Origin of the sequence: Paraburkholderia bannensis, from assembly GCF_014200455.1 — a bacterium.
In the GTDB taxonomy this organism is placed as follows: Bacteria; Pseudomonadota; Gammaproteobacteria; order Burkholderiales; family Burkholderiaceae; genus Paraburkholderia; species Paraburkholderia bannensis_A.
Genome location: NZ_JACHBW010000008.1, coordinates 293,232 through 309,333, shown reverse-complemented (window position 1 = coordinate 309,333; position 16,102 = coordinate 293,232). Strand labels below are relative to the sequence as shown.

14 protein-coding genes and 2 pseudogenes are annotated in these 16,102 nt (G+C 60.7%); 5 read left to right on the top strand and 11 right to left on the bottom strand.

Features of this window, described 5'->3' with window-relative positions; translation table 11 throughout:
* Positions 1 to 609: 609 nt before the first annotated feature.
* Both F4827_RS15870 and F4827_RS15865 read right to left on the bottom strand, forming a co-directional pair.
* Positions 610 to 1,073 (bottom strand): annotated as a pseudogene (locus tag F4827_RS15870) (transposase); the annotation flags it as partial.
* Between the two features lie 525 nt (positions 1,074 to 1,598).
* Positions 1,599 to 2,555 (bottom strand): LysR family transcriptional regulator, encoded by a 957-nt coding sequence (locus tag F4827_RS15865; protein ID WP_183724886.1) that lies wholly within the window; start codon positions 2,553 to 2,555, stop codon positions 1,599 to 1,601.
* A gap of 122 nt (positions 2,556 to 2,677) precedes the next feature.
* Between F4827_RS15865 and F4827_RS15860 the strand changes: the two genes are divergently transcribed.
* The 3 genes and pseudogenes from F4827_RS15860 (at position 2,678) to F4827_RS15850 (ending at position 5,697) form a co-directional block, all read left to right on the top strand.
* Positions 2,678 to 3,991, top strand: a complete 1,314-nt coding sequence (locus F4827_RS15860; RefSeq protein WP_260175234.1) for an MFS transporter — start codon at positions 2,678 to 2,680, stop codon at positions 3,989 to 3,991.
* Positions 3,992 to 4,197: 206 nt separating this feature from the next.
* Positions 4,198 to 4,786, top strand: a pseudogene (locus tag F4827_RS15855) (transposase); the annotation flags it as partial.
* 275 nt (positions 4,787 to 5,061) lie between these two features.
* The gene (locus tag F4827_RS15850) at positions 5,062 to 5,697 is read left to right on the top strand and encodes a response regulator transcription factor (protein WP_183724885.1); all 636 of its coding nucleotides are present in this window, start codon (positions 5,062 to 5,064) and stop codon (positions 5,695 to 5,697) included.
* Positions 5,698 to 5,792: 95 nt separating this feature from the next.
* Here the strand turns inward: F4827_RS15850 and F4827_RS15845 are convergent, their stop codons facing one another.
* The 5 genes from F4827_RS15845 to F4827_RS15825 all read right to left on the bottom strand — a co-directional run bounded on the left by F4827_RS15845 (position 5,793) and on the right by F4827_RS15825 (position 9,948).
* Positions 5,793 to 6,536, bottom strand: a complete 744-nt coding sequence (locus tag F4827_RS15845; RefSeq protein WP_183724884.1) for an SDR family NAD(P)-dependent oxidoreductase — start codon at positions 6,534 to 6,536, stop codon at positions 5,793 to 5,795.
* Positions 6,537 to 6,612: 76 nt separating this feature from the next.
* Positions 6,613 to 7,746 (bottom strand): amidase, encoded by a 1,134-nt coding sequence (locus F4827_RS15840; protein WP_183724883.1) that lies wholly within the window; start codon positions 7,744 to 7,746, stop codon positions 6,613 to 6,615.
* On the bottom strand, positions 7,743 to 8,282 hold the full coding sequence (locus F4827_RS15835) for a nuclear transport factor 2 family protein (protein ID WP_183724882.1): 540 nt from the start codon (positions 8,280 to 8,282) through the stop codon (positions 7,743 to 7,745). Before F4827_RS15835 ends, F4827_RS15840 begins: the two co-directional genes overlap by 4 nt.
* A gap of 7 nt (positions 8,283 to 8,289) precedes the next feature.
* The gene (locus tag F4827_RS15830) at positions 8,290 to 8,670 is read right to left on the bottom strand and encodes a hypothetical protein (RefSeq protein ID WP_183724881.1); all 381 of its coding nucleotides are present in this window, start codon (positions 8,668 to 8,670) and stop codon (positions 8,290 to 8,292) included.
* Between the two features lie 78 nt (positions 8,671 to 8,748).
* Positions 8,749 to 9,948 (bottom strand): acyl-CoA dehydrogenase family protein, encoded by a 1,200-nt coding sequence (locus F4827_RS15825; RefSeq protein WP_183724880.1) that lies wholly within the window; start codon positions 9,946 to 9,948, stop codon positions 8,749 to 8,751.
* 251 nt (positions 9,949 to 10,199) lie between these two features.
* On the opposite strand from F4827_RS15825, the gene F4827_RS15820 reads away from it, so the two are divergent.
* On the top strand, positions 10,200 to 11,669 hold the full coding sequence (locus F4827_RS15820; RefSeq protein WP_183724879.1) for a PAS domain S-box protein: 1,470 nt from the start codon (positions 10,200 to 10,202) through the stop codon (positions 11,667 to 11,669).
* Positions 11,670 to 11,686: 17 nt separating this feature from the next.
* Here the strand turns inward: F4827_RS15820 and F4827_RS15815 are convergent, their stop codons facing one another.
* The 3 genes from F4827_RS15815 to F4827_RS15805 are packed head-to-tail and all read right to left on the bottom strand — an operon-like array spanning position 11,687 to position 13,902.
* The gene (locus tag F4827_RS15815) at positions 11,687 to 12,073 is read right to left on the bottom strand and encodes a tautomerase family protein (RefSeq protein WP_183724878.1); all 387 of its coding nucleotides are present in this window, start codon (positions 12,071 to 12,073) and stop codon (positions 11,687 to 11,689) included.
* 54 nt (positions 12,074 to 12,127) lie between these two features.
* Positions 12,128 to 12,628: an aromatic-ring-hydroxylating dioxygenase subunit beta gene (locus F4827_RS15810; RefSeq protein ID WP_183724877.1), complete on the bottom strand. Its 501-nt coding sequence runs from the start codon at positions 12,626 to 12,628 to the stop codon at positions 12,128 to 12,130.
* On the bottom strand, positions 12,625 to 13,902 hold the full coding sequence (locus tag F4827_RS15805; protein ID WP_183724876.1) for a Rieske 2Fe-2S domain-containing protein: 1,278 nt from the start codon (positions 13,900 to 13,902) through the stop codon (positions 12,625 to 12,627). Before F4827_RS15805 ends, F4827_RS15810 begins: the two co-directional genes overlap by 4 nt.
* Before the next feature lie 143 nt (positions 13,903 to 14,045).
* On the opposite strand from F4827_RS15805, the gene F4827_RS15800 reads away from it, so the two are divergent.
* Entirely contained in the window at positions 14,046 to 15,095 is a 1,050-nt protein-coding gene (locus F4827_RS15800) for a LysR family transcriptional regulator (protein WP_183724875.1), read from the top strand.
* On the opposite strand, the gene F4827_RS15795 is transcribed toward F4827_RS15800, so the two are convergent.
* Complete coding sequence (locus F4827_RS15795) at positions 15,040 to 16,020, bottom strand: PDR/VanB family oxidoreductase (protein WP_183724874.1); 981 nt, start codon at positions 16,018 to 16,020, stop codon at positions 15,040 to 15,042. The genes F4827_RS15800 and F4827_RS15795 overlap by 56 nt on opposite strands.
* Positions 16,021 to 16,102: the final 82 nt, after the last annotated feature.

Here is a 16,102-nt window from a genome sequence, read left to right as displayed (position 1 = left end):
ATGTGTCTTCCTGAAAAGGATTATGAAATGGCAAAAAATTTATATTTCATTGGCGATGATCATGCAGTAGATGGCTGTATAGCTTATGGGTATATAAATTTGCGTATAATGATTTCGGCGACTTTCCGGTATGTGCTTTTGCTTGAAATAAACCGGGAGGATGATGCCCTTGACAAAACCGATGGTTATATAGAGGAGTTAATTCTTGCGGAAAAATCAGGGGGTGTTGATTCGGAGGTGTTGAAATTTCTTGTGAGTCGCGCCTATGCCATCTATGGATTTGACACGGAAAACTTAAAGCTCGGGGCGGAAAGCCGGTTTCGACAAAGCGATCAGTATAAAAATATAAATTATTACGTAAACAAATGTGAGGCCACCAATGAAATCGAAAATTTCGTTATTATCGCTGGCGATGCCCATCTTAAGCGCAGTCCCATAGATTGGACACCCTTGCAAGATTGTAATTACGGTGACGATGTATCTACTACGTACTATGGCGCCAAATTTCTTCAACACACGTAATTGGGCGCTGACGCAGACCTGCATGACGACTTGCAGGCCGGTTAGAGCGTGTAAGGCACTTGTGTTAAGGGCTGCGAAGTGGACAGGCATGAGTACGGCGAATACGACGAAATGCAGACCGGCCAGGGTTTCGGGCAATCGCTCATAGTCTCGTGCCAACCGGCGGAAGCGGTTCAGCCAACCGAAGCTGCGTTCGACCACCCGGCGGCGTGGCAACAGAATGGCCGGTGTAATGTGTACAGCAAGCAACTGGCCCAACGTATCGACCGCCATGTGAACCTTGCTGCCTCGCTTACGCTTATAGCCGTCGTAACCGGCGCGAGGTCAGCTCTCGCGGCTCGATTGCAGCGTACGCCCATCGAGTATGACGGCACCGGGCTGACCCTTGAGGCCCTGCGCGACGCGGATAACCGAACGCAGATCATTGACCATGGCCTCGAAACAACCCGCCTGAATCCAGCGTTGCGTCTGCTGATAAACCACAGATACGGAGCCGCAAAGCTCCATTCTTCGTTGGACACATCCGTCGGGTAAGGTTTGCGTTTTGCCATCCGTCCTATGCTGAAGCAGGCCGGGCTTCGGACGTCGGTTCGAGACGGCGCGAAACAGCGTCGGCATCGCCAGGTCCTTCGGCATGCGTTCACCTGTCGCAAAGCCAACGATTTCGCCGCTGTGCAAATCGGGGATGCGGCTATTTCCTGGACTGATTTACGTTGTTAGCCCGAGGCTTTCCCGGTACTCGATGGGGCTGAGACAGCCAAAGGCGCCCTTGATCCGTTACCGGCGGACGTAGGCGTTTGGTAACGCGACGAACTCCGCTATGTTCGTTGAACGCCAGAGCGTCGCGGTCTTTTTGGGTGCGATCGCGTAGGTCTGCTCCACCTAATGTGAAAAGGTAGCTGGCGAAATCGCATATTTCGCCGACATGGAGTGGGCGCGGTGCTTGGAGGCTCTATCAGGCCAGTCGACGGGGTGGTAGACGGGGCCGATGGCGTACGAGATCGCACCAAACGCCGAACCGCGCAGCGCGGGAGCCGTCGCGCCGCAGACGCCTTACGCTGCTTGAGTGTCTGGTGTTACTTGTCCTTCGTCCCGTGCCGTCCCGGTAAAGGCGACGGAGAACCCAGGTCGCTGCGTCCATTCACCCAAGTCGCGAGAAAGTCCTTGAACCCCTCAGCCGCAGGTGACGCTGCTCGCGAGGTTGAAAAATACACGCATACCTGTCGGACGACCTCGGGGCCGACGACGCGCCGTACGGTAAGTCCCCAACGCTTCGCGAGTAACCCAACATAGGCGGGTGCCAACGTCATGGCGAGCCCCTCCGCGGCGATTCCAAGCGCCGTACTGATATTGTCAACAATCTCAATGGGCGCAATTCGCTGCTCTTCCGGCGCACCGAGACGCATCTCAGACACGCTTCGCTCATGATCTCGTCCTGCTGCAACAAGCGTCTGCGCCCGCAGGTCGCTCCAGCGGACCGATTTTCGATGTGCAAACGGGTGGTCGGGAGAACACCATAGAACCCACGGGCTCGCGAATAGCGCGATGCGCCCTACATCATTGCCGACTTCGCGGTCCGGTCCAACGGCGAGGTCGACGTCCGCGTTCGAAACCATGTCGACCAAGCTGTCGACGGCAGCGTCTCGAATTCGCACTACAACTTTTGGGTGTTCCGCCGTGTACGCTTTAATTGCCGACGGAAGAATGGCGCTCGCAATGACCAGCGGCGCAGCGACGCGAACGATACCAGCCGCGCGGTTGCGGATGTCGGCAGCTATAGAGGCTGCCCTTTCCAGGTGATTCAGGACGCTTTTCGCCGAGGCGAGGTACTCGCGGCCAGCTGGCGAGAGAGACACATTGCGGGTTGTTCGCTCAAGCACGCGAAAACCCAGCGCCGTCTCAAGCTCGGCGATGAGCTGGCTAACCGCCGACGGCGTCAAAGAGAGCCGTTCACCGGCTCGACTAAAACTATGAGTGTCGACAACGGTCACGAAAGCATCCAGTTGGCGCAGCGTGATACGGGAAGGGGACATAGGTTCGAGTGCCGCAGCAGGGTATCTTTAAGAATTTCTTAAAAATACATCAAGAAACATCGTTTGTCTCGACGATGAGCCGCCGCCAGAATGGCGCTATAAAACAACAGATGGAGACAACGATGGCCTCGAGCTATAGCACGACCGCATCGATCGCTAATTCCGACGCGGAGCAAGAGACGTACTCGCGTGTGACGTGGCGGCTTATACCGTTTCTTTGCCTCTGCTTTGCTATCGCGTTTCTCGACAGGGTTAACGTTAGCTTTGCAAAGCTCCAGATGGTTTCCCAGCTTAACTGGACCGAAGAGATCTACGGCTTCGGCGCTGGCGTTTTCTTCCTTGCCTATTTTGTGTTCGAGGTGCCGAGCAACCTGATCATGCACCGGGTGGGCGCTCGCCGATGGATCGCCCGAATCATGATCAGCTGGGCGATATTGACTGGCGCAATGGCATTTGTTCATTCGGCGACCTCCTTCTACATCATCCGCTTTCTCATCGGTGCGGCGGAAGCGGGGTTCTTCCCCGGAATCATCCTCTATTTGACCTATTGGTTTCCGCTTAAGCGGCGAAGCCGCATGATTGCTCTTTTTATGACTGCCATTCCTATTGCCGGTGTGTTTGGAGGCCTGCTCTCCGGCTGGATCCTCAACAGTTTCAATGGCCGTCAAGGTTTGGCGGGGTGGCAATGGCTGTTCCTTCTTGAATGCGCGCCTTCTCTGGTGATTGGGATTGCCGCACTGTTTTACCTCGACGACAGTATCGAGCGTGCGAAATGGCTGAATCCAGCTCAAAAAAAGTTGCTTCGCCAAAACATCGATGCGGACGAGAAGGGAAAGCCGGGCGTTTCAGTGGAATCCGTTTTCAGGAATGGCAAGGTCTGGCTTCTTTCCCTTGTCTACTTCGGGAGCTCGATGGGCCAGTACGGGTTCGGCTTCTGGCTGCCTTCCATCATTCGCAGCACTGGCGTGAAATCACCGCTTGAGGTTGGACTTCTTTCGGCAATTCCATACGTCTTTGGCATCGTCGCCATGATCGCCGTCGGTCGTAGCGCTGATCGTACCGGGGAGCGGCGGTGGCATTACGCACTGCCGGCACTGGTCGGCGCGGCGGGTCTCGTGGGTAGCGCTGTGTACGGCGACCATACATTGTTTGCGATGACGGCGCTGAGCTTTGCATGCATGGGCCTTCAATGTCTCGCACCGGTGTTCTGGAGTATCCCCACCGCGATGCTCGGAGGCGCAGCGGCAGCGGCAGGCATCGCCTTCATCAACTGCCTCGGTAACCTTGCCGGTTTCGCAAGTCCCTACATGGTGGGTTGGATCAAAGATCATACCGGCAGTACCAACATCGCGTTGTATGTGATTGCGGGATTTTTGGTCCTCGCGGGACTGCTCGTGCTTGGCCTTCCTGGAAAGTTGCGCCAGGCCTCACTGTAGGCGTGACGGTGGGGGCAGAGGTTCGGTGAGAATCGGTAAGATGAGTTTCTCCGATGCCGTCGGTCGCATCACACTGGTGCTGGATGAGGGCGCGGCGTCATCGTGGCGGTGCGACCTGCGCCCAAGAAAAGGCCAGCTTCGTGCTGGCCTCAGGTTGCAGACAAAGCCTGGGGAGGCGCCCTGGGCTTTGTCGTTTAATGAGCGCCGTGCTCAAGAAACCGACGCCTGCTCATTACGAACTCGAGATGGTCACGGGCGAGGAACTCGTGCGCAATGAACACCTGCTGCGCAAGAACGAAGCGGCCGTGGACTTCGAATTCATCCGCCAGCAAGTCGCGCATCTGTACTGTGCCGACAATGGCCGCCCTGCACTCGATCCGGTGGTCATGCTCAAGTTGCCGTTCATCGGCTACCTGTTCGGCGTGCGCAGCGAGCGCCGGCTCATGCGCGAGGTACAGGTCAACGTCGCCTACCGCTGATTTGCGCGCTTTCGGCTCACCGAAACGGTGCCGGACGCCTCGGCCTTCTCGCGGACATGCCGCTCGCGCATCACCGACACCACGGTGTACCAGCAGATCTTCGACGAGATCGTGTGCCAGGCGATGGGCCACGGCATGGTCGAAGGGCACGTGCTCTACACGGACAGCACGCACCTGAAGGCCGACGCCAGCAAGAACAATTTCGATACGGTGCAGGTCCAGCAGACGCCCCCCGGCCTGCCTGGCCGAACTGGACGCGGCAGTGGATACGGATCGGGCTGCCCCCGGCAGGAAGCACTTCAAGCGCAAGGACGACCCGGGCGACGGAGATCGGCATGGACGTCCCCTCTCTGGCGTCGATGAACGTTCGCAACTTCATCCTGGCACATTGATGCCGACTCGCGCTTTCCGCCGCAGCCTCGGGATGGGGAAGTCCCTTTCATTCTCCAAGCGCAATACCTGGTTTGCCGGGCGATTTTGATCGGATAGGATGACGCGGGAGCAGGACGCTATTTCCGAGCCTGCAATGCACGTGCAGGATGTGTCAGTCTCGCGGGTCGAAGCCGCATTAACTTTTTGTGGAGAGAGCAGATGACGGTCCCTGCTCAGGTCGTTTATATCGTAGACGATGATAGTGGCATGCGTACCTCGCTCGCGTGGCTGCTTGATTCGGTGGGGATTCAATCTGCCGGGTTCGGTAGCGCCGCGGAGTTTCTCGCGGCATATGATGCGAAGACGCCAGCCTGCCTGATACTCGATGTTCGCATGCCTGAGCGCAGCGGCTTTGATGTGCAGTTCGAGCTAAACCGGCGCGGCGCTACGTTGCCGATTATCTTTGTGAGCGGTCATGGCGATATCCCCATGTCGGTTCGCGCGATGCAGAATGGCGCAATAGATTTCGTGGAAAAGCCCTATAACTCGCAGCAGATGCTTGACCGCGTCCAGCGTGCGCTCAAGATCGCCGGGCAGCGTCACGCGGTTGAAATGAAACGCGGTGAATTGCGGCAGAGAATCGAATCGTTGACGGCGCGCGAGAAAGAGGTGCTGCGTGGCGTGATCGATGGAAAGGGCAGCAAGCGCATTGCCGCCGATCTGGAAATCAGCGCGAAGACGGTGGACGTGCATCGCGCCAGCATCAAGGACAAACTCGGTGCGGAATCGATTGCGATGCTCGTGCGCGATGTGGTCGCAGTGTGGAATCCGGATGAAGGTGCAGATAAAGTTTGAGCGGGTTTCAGGTGCTTGTCAGCGGCGAAGAGCGACTGGCAACCGACTGGCACCGACTGGCAAGCGGCTGAAAAGCACGCACAATTCAGGCGCCCTTAGCGCATATATAATCCGCCGTTCACATCCCAGCAAGCGCCATTGGCGAAATAGGCCTGCCCGGAAGCCAGCAGAATTGCCACATCGGCCACATATTCGGCATTGCCGAGCCGTCCCACCGGAATGCCTGCAATCACCTTGTCGAGTTTATCCGCCGGCACGCTTTCGTGAACGATGGGCAAATCCAGCGGGCCAGGCGAGATGGCATTCACCGTCACGCCTTTGGCGGCGAGGTCGCGCGCAAAGACTTTGGTCAGCGTAAGCGTGCCGCCTTTTGCTGCGGCGTAATGTGCGCCCGTTGCCGAACCGCCATTTTGCCCCGCTAGTGAAGCGATATTGACAATACGCCCCTCGCCGCGATCGGCGAAATACTGGCCAAACACCTGGCAGCCAAACAGCGCGCTTTTCAGATTGACGTTGATGACCTGATCGAATTGCTCGCCGGTAATCTCCATCACGGGTACGACCTTGGATGCACCGGCGTTGTTGATGAGCGCGTGGACCTGTCCCCAGCGCGCGGCGACGGTTTGCAGCGCGCATTCGAAGTCCACTTTCGAGGTGACATCGAGCGGAACGGCAAAGGCAGTCGAGCCATCGGGGCTCAGCGAGGCAGCAACTTCACGTGCCGCGTCGAGCGCAAGATCGGCCAACGCAACGCGGTAGCCTGCCGCATGAAATTTCGCGGCAATGGTCGCGCCCAGACCTCGGGCCGCGCCTGTTACGACCACGACTCTTGTTGTCATAGCAATAGACTCCTGGCATTCATATTTTGTTGCTCGCGCAACGATAAAGCAATCAAACCATCAACCCATCAACCGATCAAACCGAAAGCGCGGCTTCAATTCGCGACGCCACGGCGCACACCCATTCGTCCTCGCCATGCCGTCCCACGATTTGCAGGCCCGCTTTGAGCGTGGTGCCTGAAACGGGAACCGGCAGACTCAGGGCCGGATGCCCACTCAGGTTAAACGGCCGGATCAGCGACGACATGGCGATCACCGAAGTTCCATTGCGCGCCTGTTCAAGCGTGATCGGAAAATCAGGCATCGTGGGCATGATCAGAACGTCCACGGTTGCCAGAGCGTAATTCACCGCCTGGGTAAAACGCGTTCTCACACGCTCCGCGTTTTCCACGTCCAGATCGCTGGTTTTTGCCGCCGCACGCAAACGCGCTTCCAGATCGGGCTGAAGGTGGCCCGTTTCCACGAGTGGGCCAAATGCCGCCGATGTTTCGCGGTTGATGATCGAAAGGCCCGCACTGAACGCATCGGCGAGGCCAGGCAGATCGACGTATGCCGATGCGAAATCGGCCTTGCGCACGGCCATTTCGACGGCTTTCAAAATATCGGGCCGCGCCTCGGCCTGCACGATGCCGATGCGCGCCACGCCAGCGCCGCCTTCGGCAATACCTGGGTCGAAAGCCGGACTGATTGCGGACATGGCAGCAATGATCACCCGCATCTCACGCGCAAGAGGCCCAACGCAATCCAGCGTGCTCTGCGCGGGCGCTGCGCCGACTCGCGATACGCGCCCAAAGGTCGGCTTTAAACCGATCACGCCGCAACAGGCCGCCGGGCCGCGTATCGAACCGCCCGTGTCGGTGCCCAGCGCCGCGTCCGCCATGCGTGCGCCTACAGCGACGGCCGAGCCGCTGGACGAGCCGCCGGGAATGCGCGTGGCGTCCTGCGGATTCACAGGCGTTCCGGTGTATTCGTTAATGCCGGTCATGCCGAAAGCCAGTTCGTGCATATTGGCTTTCCCGACGATCTTCCAGCCGCGATCGAGCAGTCGTTGGACGACTTCGGCGTGGCGCCGGGCTGGCGCCACATTGGCCAGCGCCCGGCTTGCGCCGGTGGTGCGATAGCCCGCGATATCGATCGAGTCCTTGATGACGATGGTGGAACTCTGGGCGTTATCGCCGCCCAATGAAAATTGCTCAAGCAGTGCACTCATGCTGACGTTTCCTGATCTGGAGGAAGAAAGGCGGCGCGGGGATGTACCGACCACGGTGCGTCGAACAGACGTTCGGTGCGCAAATGCGCGATCAGCCAGTCCATGCCGTTTGACGAAGGCGTGAAATCCACCACGAGCCGCGCGCCGATCAGTTCCGCACTGCCGTCGACATAACCGGACGCCTGCATCATGATCCAGCGTCCCGTTGCCTGCTGTCCGTTCACGTCGATGGTTTCCGAGGTGACGAAATGCACGTTGGTGCGGAAATGCGGCGCGGGCGGCAAATAGCGCGAGAGCATGGCGACGATCTGCGCGCGCCCCAGCGAGCGCCCGAAGGTCTGCGCGTAATGGGTGCCGATGCCTTCCCAGATGGCATCGTCGGTGAATAGCGCGCCCAGCGATTCGCCGTCGAGCACCGTTGCGGGCACGTCGCACAGCGCCATATAGCGCATGAAGGTCCGGCGCACCGCGCGCTCCGCTTCGAGATCGGCAAGGCGTGCTTCGAGCGCCGCGATGCGTGCGTCAGAGTCGTTCATTGTGTGCTCATGCGTTTGCTGTGTTCACTGCAGGCGGCACGGCCAGTGCGCGGCCCACGCGCGCTTCGATCTTGCCGTAGCGCCAGAGGTTGTATTCGCCAACCGCAGTCGTGCGATAGAGATTGCAGACGGCCGTGACCGTTTCGAAATCCACTACATCGGCCATGATGTAGAAGGTCCACGGCGCGCCGTCCGACTGGCCGACGGTGAGGCGATCGTCGTCCATGATGCCGAGCACGCGCACGCCTTCCATCGCCTCGATGGCGGCCAGCATCCTGCCGTAGGCCTGCCAGACAGTGCCAATCTGCTCGCGCGGCAGATCGAAGAAGTTCTGCGTCACGCCGCAGCAAAAGAGGACGCGCAGAGGAAGCTCGTTGGCGGTGTTCATCGAGTATGTCCCTGGTAGTTCGAATCAAATAATTGAATTGGGCGGATGCGTTGATCGAGAGCGTTGAGCTAAGGCGCTTCACAGATAGCCGGGAATCGGCGGCACGCCTACAAAAACCGCGCCCGCGCCATCGTAGTTACCTTCGGCGAGGAAAGCGTGCTGCGTCACCACGATGGCGTCGCGCAAAAGGCGCTGGAGGGGATGGGTGCGATAGATCGCCATGGTGCCGCCCAGGCGATAGGCGCGCATCACGACATCCGCGCCTTCGCGCGCGACCTGGGTGGCTGCGAGACGCAGCAGGCTCACCTGATCGGGCGTGGCGCTGTTGCCGGCCGCAATCGATTCCCACACGCTTTCGGTGGCCTCATAGAAGAATGCGCGCGCTGAGCGCAATTGCGCTTCGGCTTTGGCGAGTTCGATGCGGTAATAAGCGCGGTCCGCGAGTTGCGGCGCGCCGGTCGTCGTGCGGCGGCCGCCCGACATCTGGTTGGCGACGTCTAGCGCGGCGCGCGCAAGGCCCAGATTCACGACGGCCAGCACTTGCGCCGCGTAAGCGAGCGTCGGGTAGCGATAAAGTGGCTCATCCACGGTAGCCGGGCCGCCGCGCACGAAAGTCCATTCGTCGGAGACTACCGCGCCCCTGAGGCGCAGGTCGTGGCTGCCGGTGCCCTGCATGCCCACGACGCACCAGTTCTCGACGATTTCGATATCGGAGGCGCGAAACACGGCGGTGCGTGGCTTGCCAGACGCACCGCCATCCGTGGCGCCGGTGTCGATGCCCACGCCCAGCCAGTCCGCGCCCTTGCAGCCGCTCGCGAATTTCCAGGTGCCTGCGACCAGCCAGCCGCCGCCTTCGGCGGGCTGCACTTTCTGCACCGGAAATAGGCCCGCGCCGAAGGCCTGGTCGGGGCCGCTTGCGTAGATTTTGGCCTGCGTTTCAAGGGGCAGCGCGGCCAGATAGATATTTGCCGATCCGAAGCTCGCGACCCAGGCAGCCGAACCGTCGGCGGTGGCGATGCGTTCGATCATGCGCAGGAATTCAGCGGGCGCACGGGCGTCGCCGCCAAAGCGCTTCGGCGTGGCGGCGCGGTAGATGCCCGCACGCTTGAACATCTCGATCACATCGCGCGGTACGTGGGAGAGCCGCTCGAACTCGTCGCGGCGCGCGACGATGACCTCGACAAGCTCGTCCAGTGCCAGCGTGTCGTTGGCATCGGCCGGCAGCGAGGCCGGAAAGTGGCCAGCCTGAGGCGAAATGGCGGTCGCGGTAGCACGCATGAAGCATCTCCTGAAGATGGGGGCTGCAAGTGATTGACGTGGTGGTGCGGGCGCTGCTTACCTTTCGGCAAGCGGCTCATCCGATTTGCCATTCAGTCTAGGAACGACAAAATCGGCCAGCAATTGGGGCGCAGACTCGAAACATGGGTGAAATCCAGCGGCCATCTAAAGAAATCTTCAGGTTCCCGACGCACAGGGCCGGTGATATCGTTTCGACTGAGCGCTGCGGCTCGTTTGAGAGAAATGTGCATATGACGTCCCTGGTAGAAGCCGATTTCCATCGTCTGCTCGACGCATTGACCCTTTGCGTGCTGCTGCACGACTCGAAAAGCAAGGCGATCCTGTGGGCGAACCGGGCCGCGTGCGAGGCGCTCGGATTTAGCGTTGAAGAACTGATTCCGCTGAAGGCGCGCGACATGACGCGGCCCGAACCGAAGTACGATCGCGAACTGGCGATCGCGGCGATGAACCGGTCGGCAACGCAAGGGCCGCAGGTCTACGAGTGGTGTTACCGGTCGAGAACCGGCGGCGACATGCTCTCCGAGGCCATCGCCACCACGGTCCGTCTCGAGGAGCGCGATGTCGTGATGGTGCAGTTTCGCGACATCAGCGCGGAGGAGGGCATCAAAAGAAGGTTGCGCGCGCACGAAACGCGGCTGCGCGAGTTCATGCAGGACCTCAGCGAAGGCGTGGCGCTGCTCAACGAGGCCGCGGGGATCCGGTACATCAGCGAGTCGGGCAGGCGTTTGCTGGGTCTCGCGGCAGACGATGCGCCCGGTGCCATCGTCGATTACACCGCAGCGGACGAAGCGCAGCGCCTTTTGCAGCAACTCGCCGAGGCGCCGACGGAAGGACCATCCAGCCCCAGCCGTTATCGAAGCGCCGACGGCGAGCATTGGCTGCGCCTTACCTGCCGGCGCATCGAGCTTGAAGAAGATTTGCGCGGCGTGCTGGTTCACTTTCGAGACATCACCGATGTGGTGCGAACCGAAGAGGCGCGCCGCGCCGAAGCGCGTCTGCTCGAATACGCGGGCCGCTACAACGCGATGGGCGAAATGGCGATGGCGATCGCGCACGAGCTGAGTCAGCCGGTGGCGGCCATCCGCAATTTCGTGGAAGGCTCGATCCAGCGTCTTGCGCAGCCGGATTCGCTCGAATCGGCGCTCTGGGGATTGCGCGCAGCAGACCGGCAGGCCGAACATGCGGCGACGATCATCAAGAGCGTTCGCGAATACGTCGCGCGACGCGACCCGAATGTCGCCGTCACGGATTTGCGCACGATTCTTTCCGAAGCCGCATGGTTCGTGCAGGTGCGCGCGCGTGAAGCCGATGTGAGCGTTCATGTCGAACTGTGCGATGAGCCGTTATTAATCGATTGCGAGCGGGTGTTGATCGGGCAGGTCGTTCTGAATCTGGCGTTCAATGCAATCGACGCGCTGGCCTTGGCAGCTTGCGAACAAGGCAGCCGCAAGACCTTGACCATTGGCGCACGCGTGAATGAAGGGCAGGCGCTGGTATTCGTGCGCGATAACGGCCCTGGCATTTCGGAAGGGCTTGAGCGTCTCTTCGACGGGTTTTCGTCGTCGAAGGAGACGGGCAATGGCATTGGCCTGTCGCTGTGCAAAAGCATTATTGCCAGGCATGGTGGCGTGATCCGCGCGTTTGCGGTGGAAACGGGCGGGCTCGAATGCCGCTTCTGGTTGCCGGTCTCCAGCGATTGACGCTTAGCCGCCAACGACTATCGGCCGAGCGATTTGGCCGTCTTGCCGCCCAGGCCGAAATCCGTGTTCGGAATATCCTTGATCATCACCCGCGTGGCGTCGAGCGGCGTATCCAGAACACTGGCGCTCGTTTTGCATAGCGCGTGAATGAGCGCGCGTTTTTGCTCATCGGTGCGCCCCGCAATCAGGATGGCGATGATGACGGGCAACGCAGGCGGCGTACCCTGCGAAGCCGCGCGGCCGCCGATGCCATAGTCGCTTGGCGGCAGTTCGCTCAGGAGAATTCGCACTGCTTCCACAGGCGCACCGATGGCGTCGACGGTCGCTTGCGTGAGTTGTTCGATAAGCGCGGCTTTGCGCGTCTCGGCGTGGCTCGCGGGCACATACACTTCAAGCGTAGGCATGAAATTAACCGGAAGTGAGCAGGCCTGGATGCAAAATCGAGGCCTGCGGGTCATTTAAAGCAGGAAACCAATCGCGTTCAATGCATCCGTCGAATCGATCAGTCGGATCACTTTCTGCACGAGGCGCGGCTCATCGCCATCGAAGCGGATTCGATGCGTGAGATCGGCGGCGAAAATCGTCGGTATGGAGCGCTTGTAGGCCACGATGATCTGTGCCGATTGCACTTCCACCACCGCCGCTTCGTCGCTGGCGAGCGTAAAGCGCGACACCGTACGCACCGTACGCGCCGCATCCGATGCCGAAGCGGAGTAGCCCGAGGTCATGCGCTCCACGCGCTTTTCGCGCATGTCCTGATCGTCGAAGGCGTAATTCAGCGTGGCGGCGAAATCCGTGGTGACCGGGTCGATTGGCACTACGTAGAGACCCACGGGATCCCACAACTGCAGCCACTCGCGATATTCGCGGCGGTCGAGCATTTCCGCTTCACGCCAGATAAAGCGCACTGCGCGCGAAAACGTGTCCTGAGACATCAGCTTGTTGCGGTCGTCCATCATGCCTCCATCATCTTGCGCCACTGCGCATAGGCTTCGCGCATGCCGGTTTCATCGGTTGCGTGCGCGGTTTTTTCGCCATTGGGCGCGGTGGTTTCGCGATTCAAGCCGCGATTGACGAGAATCGGCGTATTCGCGCCCGCATGCGAGCCGCGCTGCACACGCTCCCAGGCTTCCGCGTCGTCGGGGCTGCCGAAGCCGAACGGGCCCTGAAAATGTTCGTGAATGCGCAGGCGCACGCGGTTCGCTTCCTCCGGGCCGCCGTCCATCGCCAGCGCGATGTGACGGATCTCGGTTTCTTCGGCGGAAATCGGCCGCAATACGCGGAAGAACGCCATCGACAGCGCGAGATTCGGGAACAGATTGAGATTGAAGCCCACGCCCATCAGCGAGCGCACGATGCGGCGCACTTCTTCCGGCGTGTGGTTTTCGGCGAGTTGCGCGGCGAGTTCGTCGAAACGTTCCGGCAAGGGCGCGCCGTCGTCCTGATCCAGATCTACCAGTTCGGGCACCAGCACGGCCAGGCTGTGACCGTTGCCCAACGAGCGGCAGAAGGCCTGATCGCTGGTCATGAAACTGGTGATGACCGCCGTGGTTTCTTCATCGATCGATTTGAGCCACGACTTGTGCACCACCGGGAAGTGATAAAGATCGGTGGTGTTTTCGAGCTGGATCTTCCAGTTGCCCTTGAAGCGGAATTTATGTTCGCCGTTCGACTTGACCGGATAACCCGCGCCTTGCTTCATGAACAGATCGATCCACGGTTTCGCGCCGCCCAGGAAGTCTTCGAGCGGTTCGATATCCGCATTGAAGCTCGCGAAGATCAGGCCTTGATAGACGCCCACGCGCAGTTTTTCCAGCGGCAGGTCGCCCTTTTCGCACACGCCTTCGTAGCCGTCGCCATAGGGCAGCGCGCGCAGCGTGCCGTCCAGCGCGTACGACCAGCTGTGATACGGGCAGGTGAAGCCTTTCGCGTTGCCCTTGTGTTCCTCGCAGACCGTCGCGCCGCGATGGCGGCAACGGTTTTGCAGCACATTGATCGCGCCGGTCTTGTCGCGCACCACAATCACCGGCTGGCGGCCGATGGTGGTGGTGCGGAAGTCGCCGGGATTGGGCAACTCGCTTTCGTGCGCGACCCAGATCCACGTCCTGTAGAAGATGCGGTCTAGTTCGGCTTCGAACAGCGCTGGATCGTAGTAAAGGGACGGCGCGATGCGGTCGGCCTGCGCGAGGCCGCGCAACGAACTCGTGTCGATGCTTTGCCAGGTTTCGCTCATGATTTGAGGGTATCGAAGTGAATGCGGGGTTGGGTGCTTGCTTCGCTTAGCGATGAATAGCGCGTAGAGGAAGTGTCGTTCCGCTCGTGTCATGCGTCAAATTGATCTAAAATTAGTCGATACATAAATGGTATGGATATCACATGCAAACGCTCGACGGCATCGACCTGAATCTGCTGCGGGTCTTTCTGGCAATCGTGGAAGAGCAGAGCCTGACGAGGGCGGGCGAGCGCCTTGGGCTCTCGCAGCCCGCGATGAGCTATTCTCTGGCGCGGCTACGCGCGTTATTCGACGACCAGTTGTTCGTGCGTACGCGCCACGGCATGCAGCCCACGCCGATCTCGCAGGAACTGGCGGTGATCGTCGCGCGGGCGCTCGATTCGGTGCGTGAGGCGCTCAGGTATGCCGAGCGTTTTGATCCGCTGGTGAGTACGCGGGCATTCAGGCTGTCTTTATCCGATGCCGGGGAAATGGCTTATTTGCCTTCGATCTGCGAGGAAGTGAAGCGGCTCGCGCCGCGCATCAAGATCTGCATCGAGCCGCTGCCGGTCGGGCAGATCGAAGAGGCGCTGCGCGCGCGCAAGCTCGACTTCGCCATCGGCAACCTGCCCGAGCTGACTTCGCGCACGCGCCATCAGGTGTTGTTCGAGGAAGGCTATGTATGTGTGCGGCGGCGTCGGCCCGAAATGGCGAAAAGCCAGCAGATGACGCTGGCGGAATTCGTGGAGGGCACGCACGTGCTGATCCGTTCGATCGAGCATAGCCATCACGCTATCGACGACGCATTACGCTCGAAGGGCGTGGCGCGCAACATCGGTCTGGAGGTGCCGCACTTCGTGGCGCTGCCGGGCGTGCTGGCCGTGACCGATCTGATCGCGACCTTGCCGCACCGCCTCGCGGGCATTCTGGCGCAGGGCGGCGGCTTCGAGATTTTCAAATTGCCGGTAGTGATCCCTTCGGCGGCCGTGACGATGCACTGGCACGAGCACTTTCACGAGGACGAAGGGATTGCGTGGATGCGCGAGCTGCTGATGAATATCATGCGGCGCTTTGCCGGGACGGCCGGCGCCGATGCGCTCACCCCCGCCGGCACGGCTACCGCGGCCGCCAGCGGAAGCGCCGGCAGGAAGGCCGCGGTTAAACGTCCAGGATCAGCATCGGCGAGCGCGAGCGCGAAACGCAGCAGCAAATAACCTTGTTGCTCACGCGTTCGGCCTTGCTCAGGCAATGGTCGCGATGCTCGGGCTCGCCTTCGGCCACGTCGACCATGCAGGTGCCGCACACGCCTTCGCCGCACGAGGTATCGATCTCGATGCCAATGGCGGCGAGGGCCTCGACGATCGACTGCTCCTTGCCCACGCGCACCACCTGGCCGCTGCTCGCGATCTTGACGTCGAATTCTCCCTGCGCCGCGCCGCTATCCATCGCCGCCACGGCGGCGGGATCGGCGCCAAAGCGCTCCAGGTGCACCTGGGCCACGCCCGGCGTTGCTTCGCCCACCCTCACCACTTCGCCCATGAACCGCGCGGGGCCGCAAGTGTAGACGTGCGCGCCGTCGCTCACTCCAGCCAGGCACTCGCGCAGCGTGGCGGCCAGATCGCCGTTTCCGATGCCGAAGTGCAACCGCACATGGGAGGCGAATGGCGCCTGCGCGAGCACGGGAAGAAACGCGGCGTGCGCTTCGCTGCGCGCGAAGTAGTGCAGCACGAATGGCTCGCCGCGCGCAGCCAGCCGGTAGGCCATCGACAGCAAGGGCGTGATGCCGATGCCTGCGCCGATCAGCACGTGCGCGCGCGCCCGGGCGTCGAGGCGAAACAGATTGCGTGGTTGTCCCACCAGCAGCTCGCAGCCAACGCCCACGTCGTCGTGGAGCGAGCGCGAGCCGCCGCGCGACTCGGGCTCGCGCTTGACGGCGAACATCTGGAACTCGCTGAAGGCCGGATCGCTGCACAAGGAGTACTGGCGCGTGACGCCGGACGGCGCGGTGACGTCGATATGCGCGCCCGGCTCATAGCTCTCGAAGGGTTGGCCGTCGACGCGGACAATGCGGAATGAACGGATACCGTGGGCTTCGTCGCGAATGCTTTCGACGCGGACCTTGAACGTATTGGCTTGCATGATGACACCGGCTGGGGAGGACGTTGACTGTGATGCCACGAAGGGCGGCGTGTGAGATGAGCTTATCCAGTCCCCATTGATC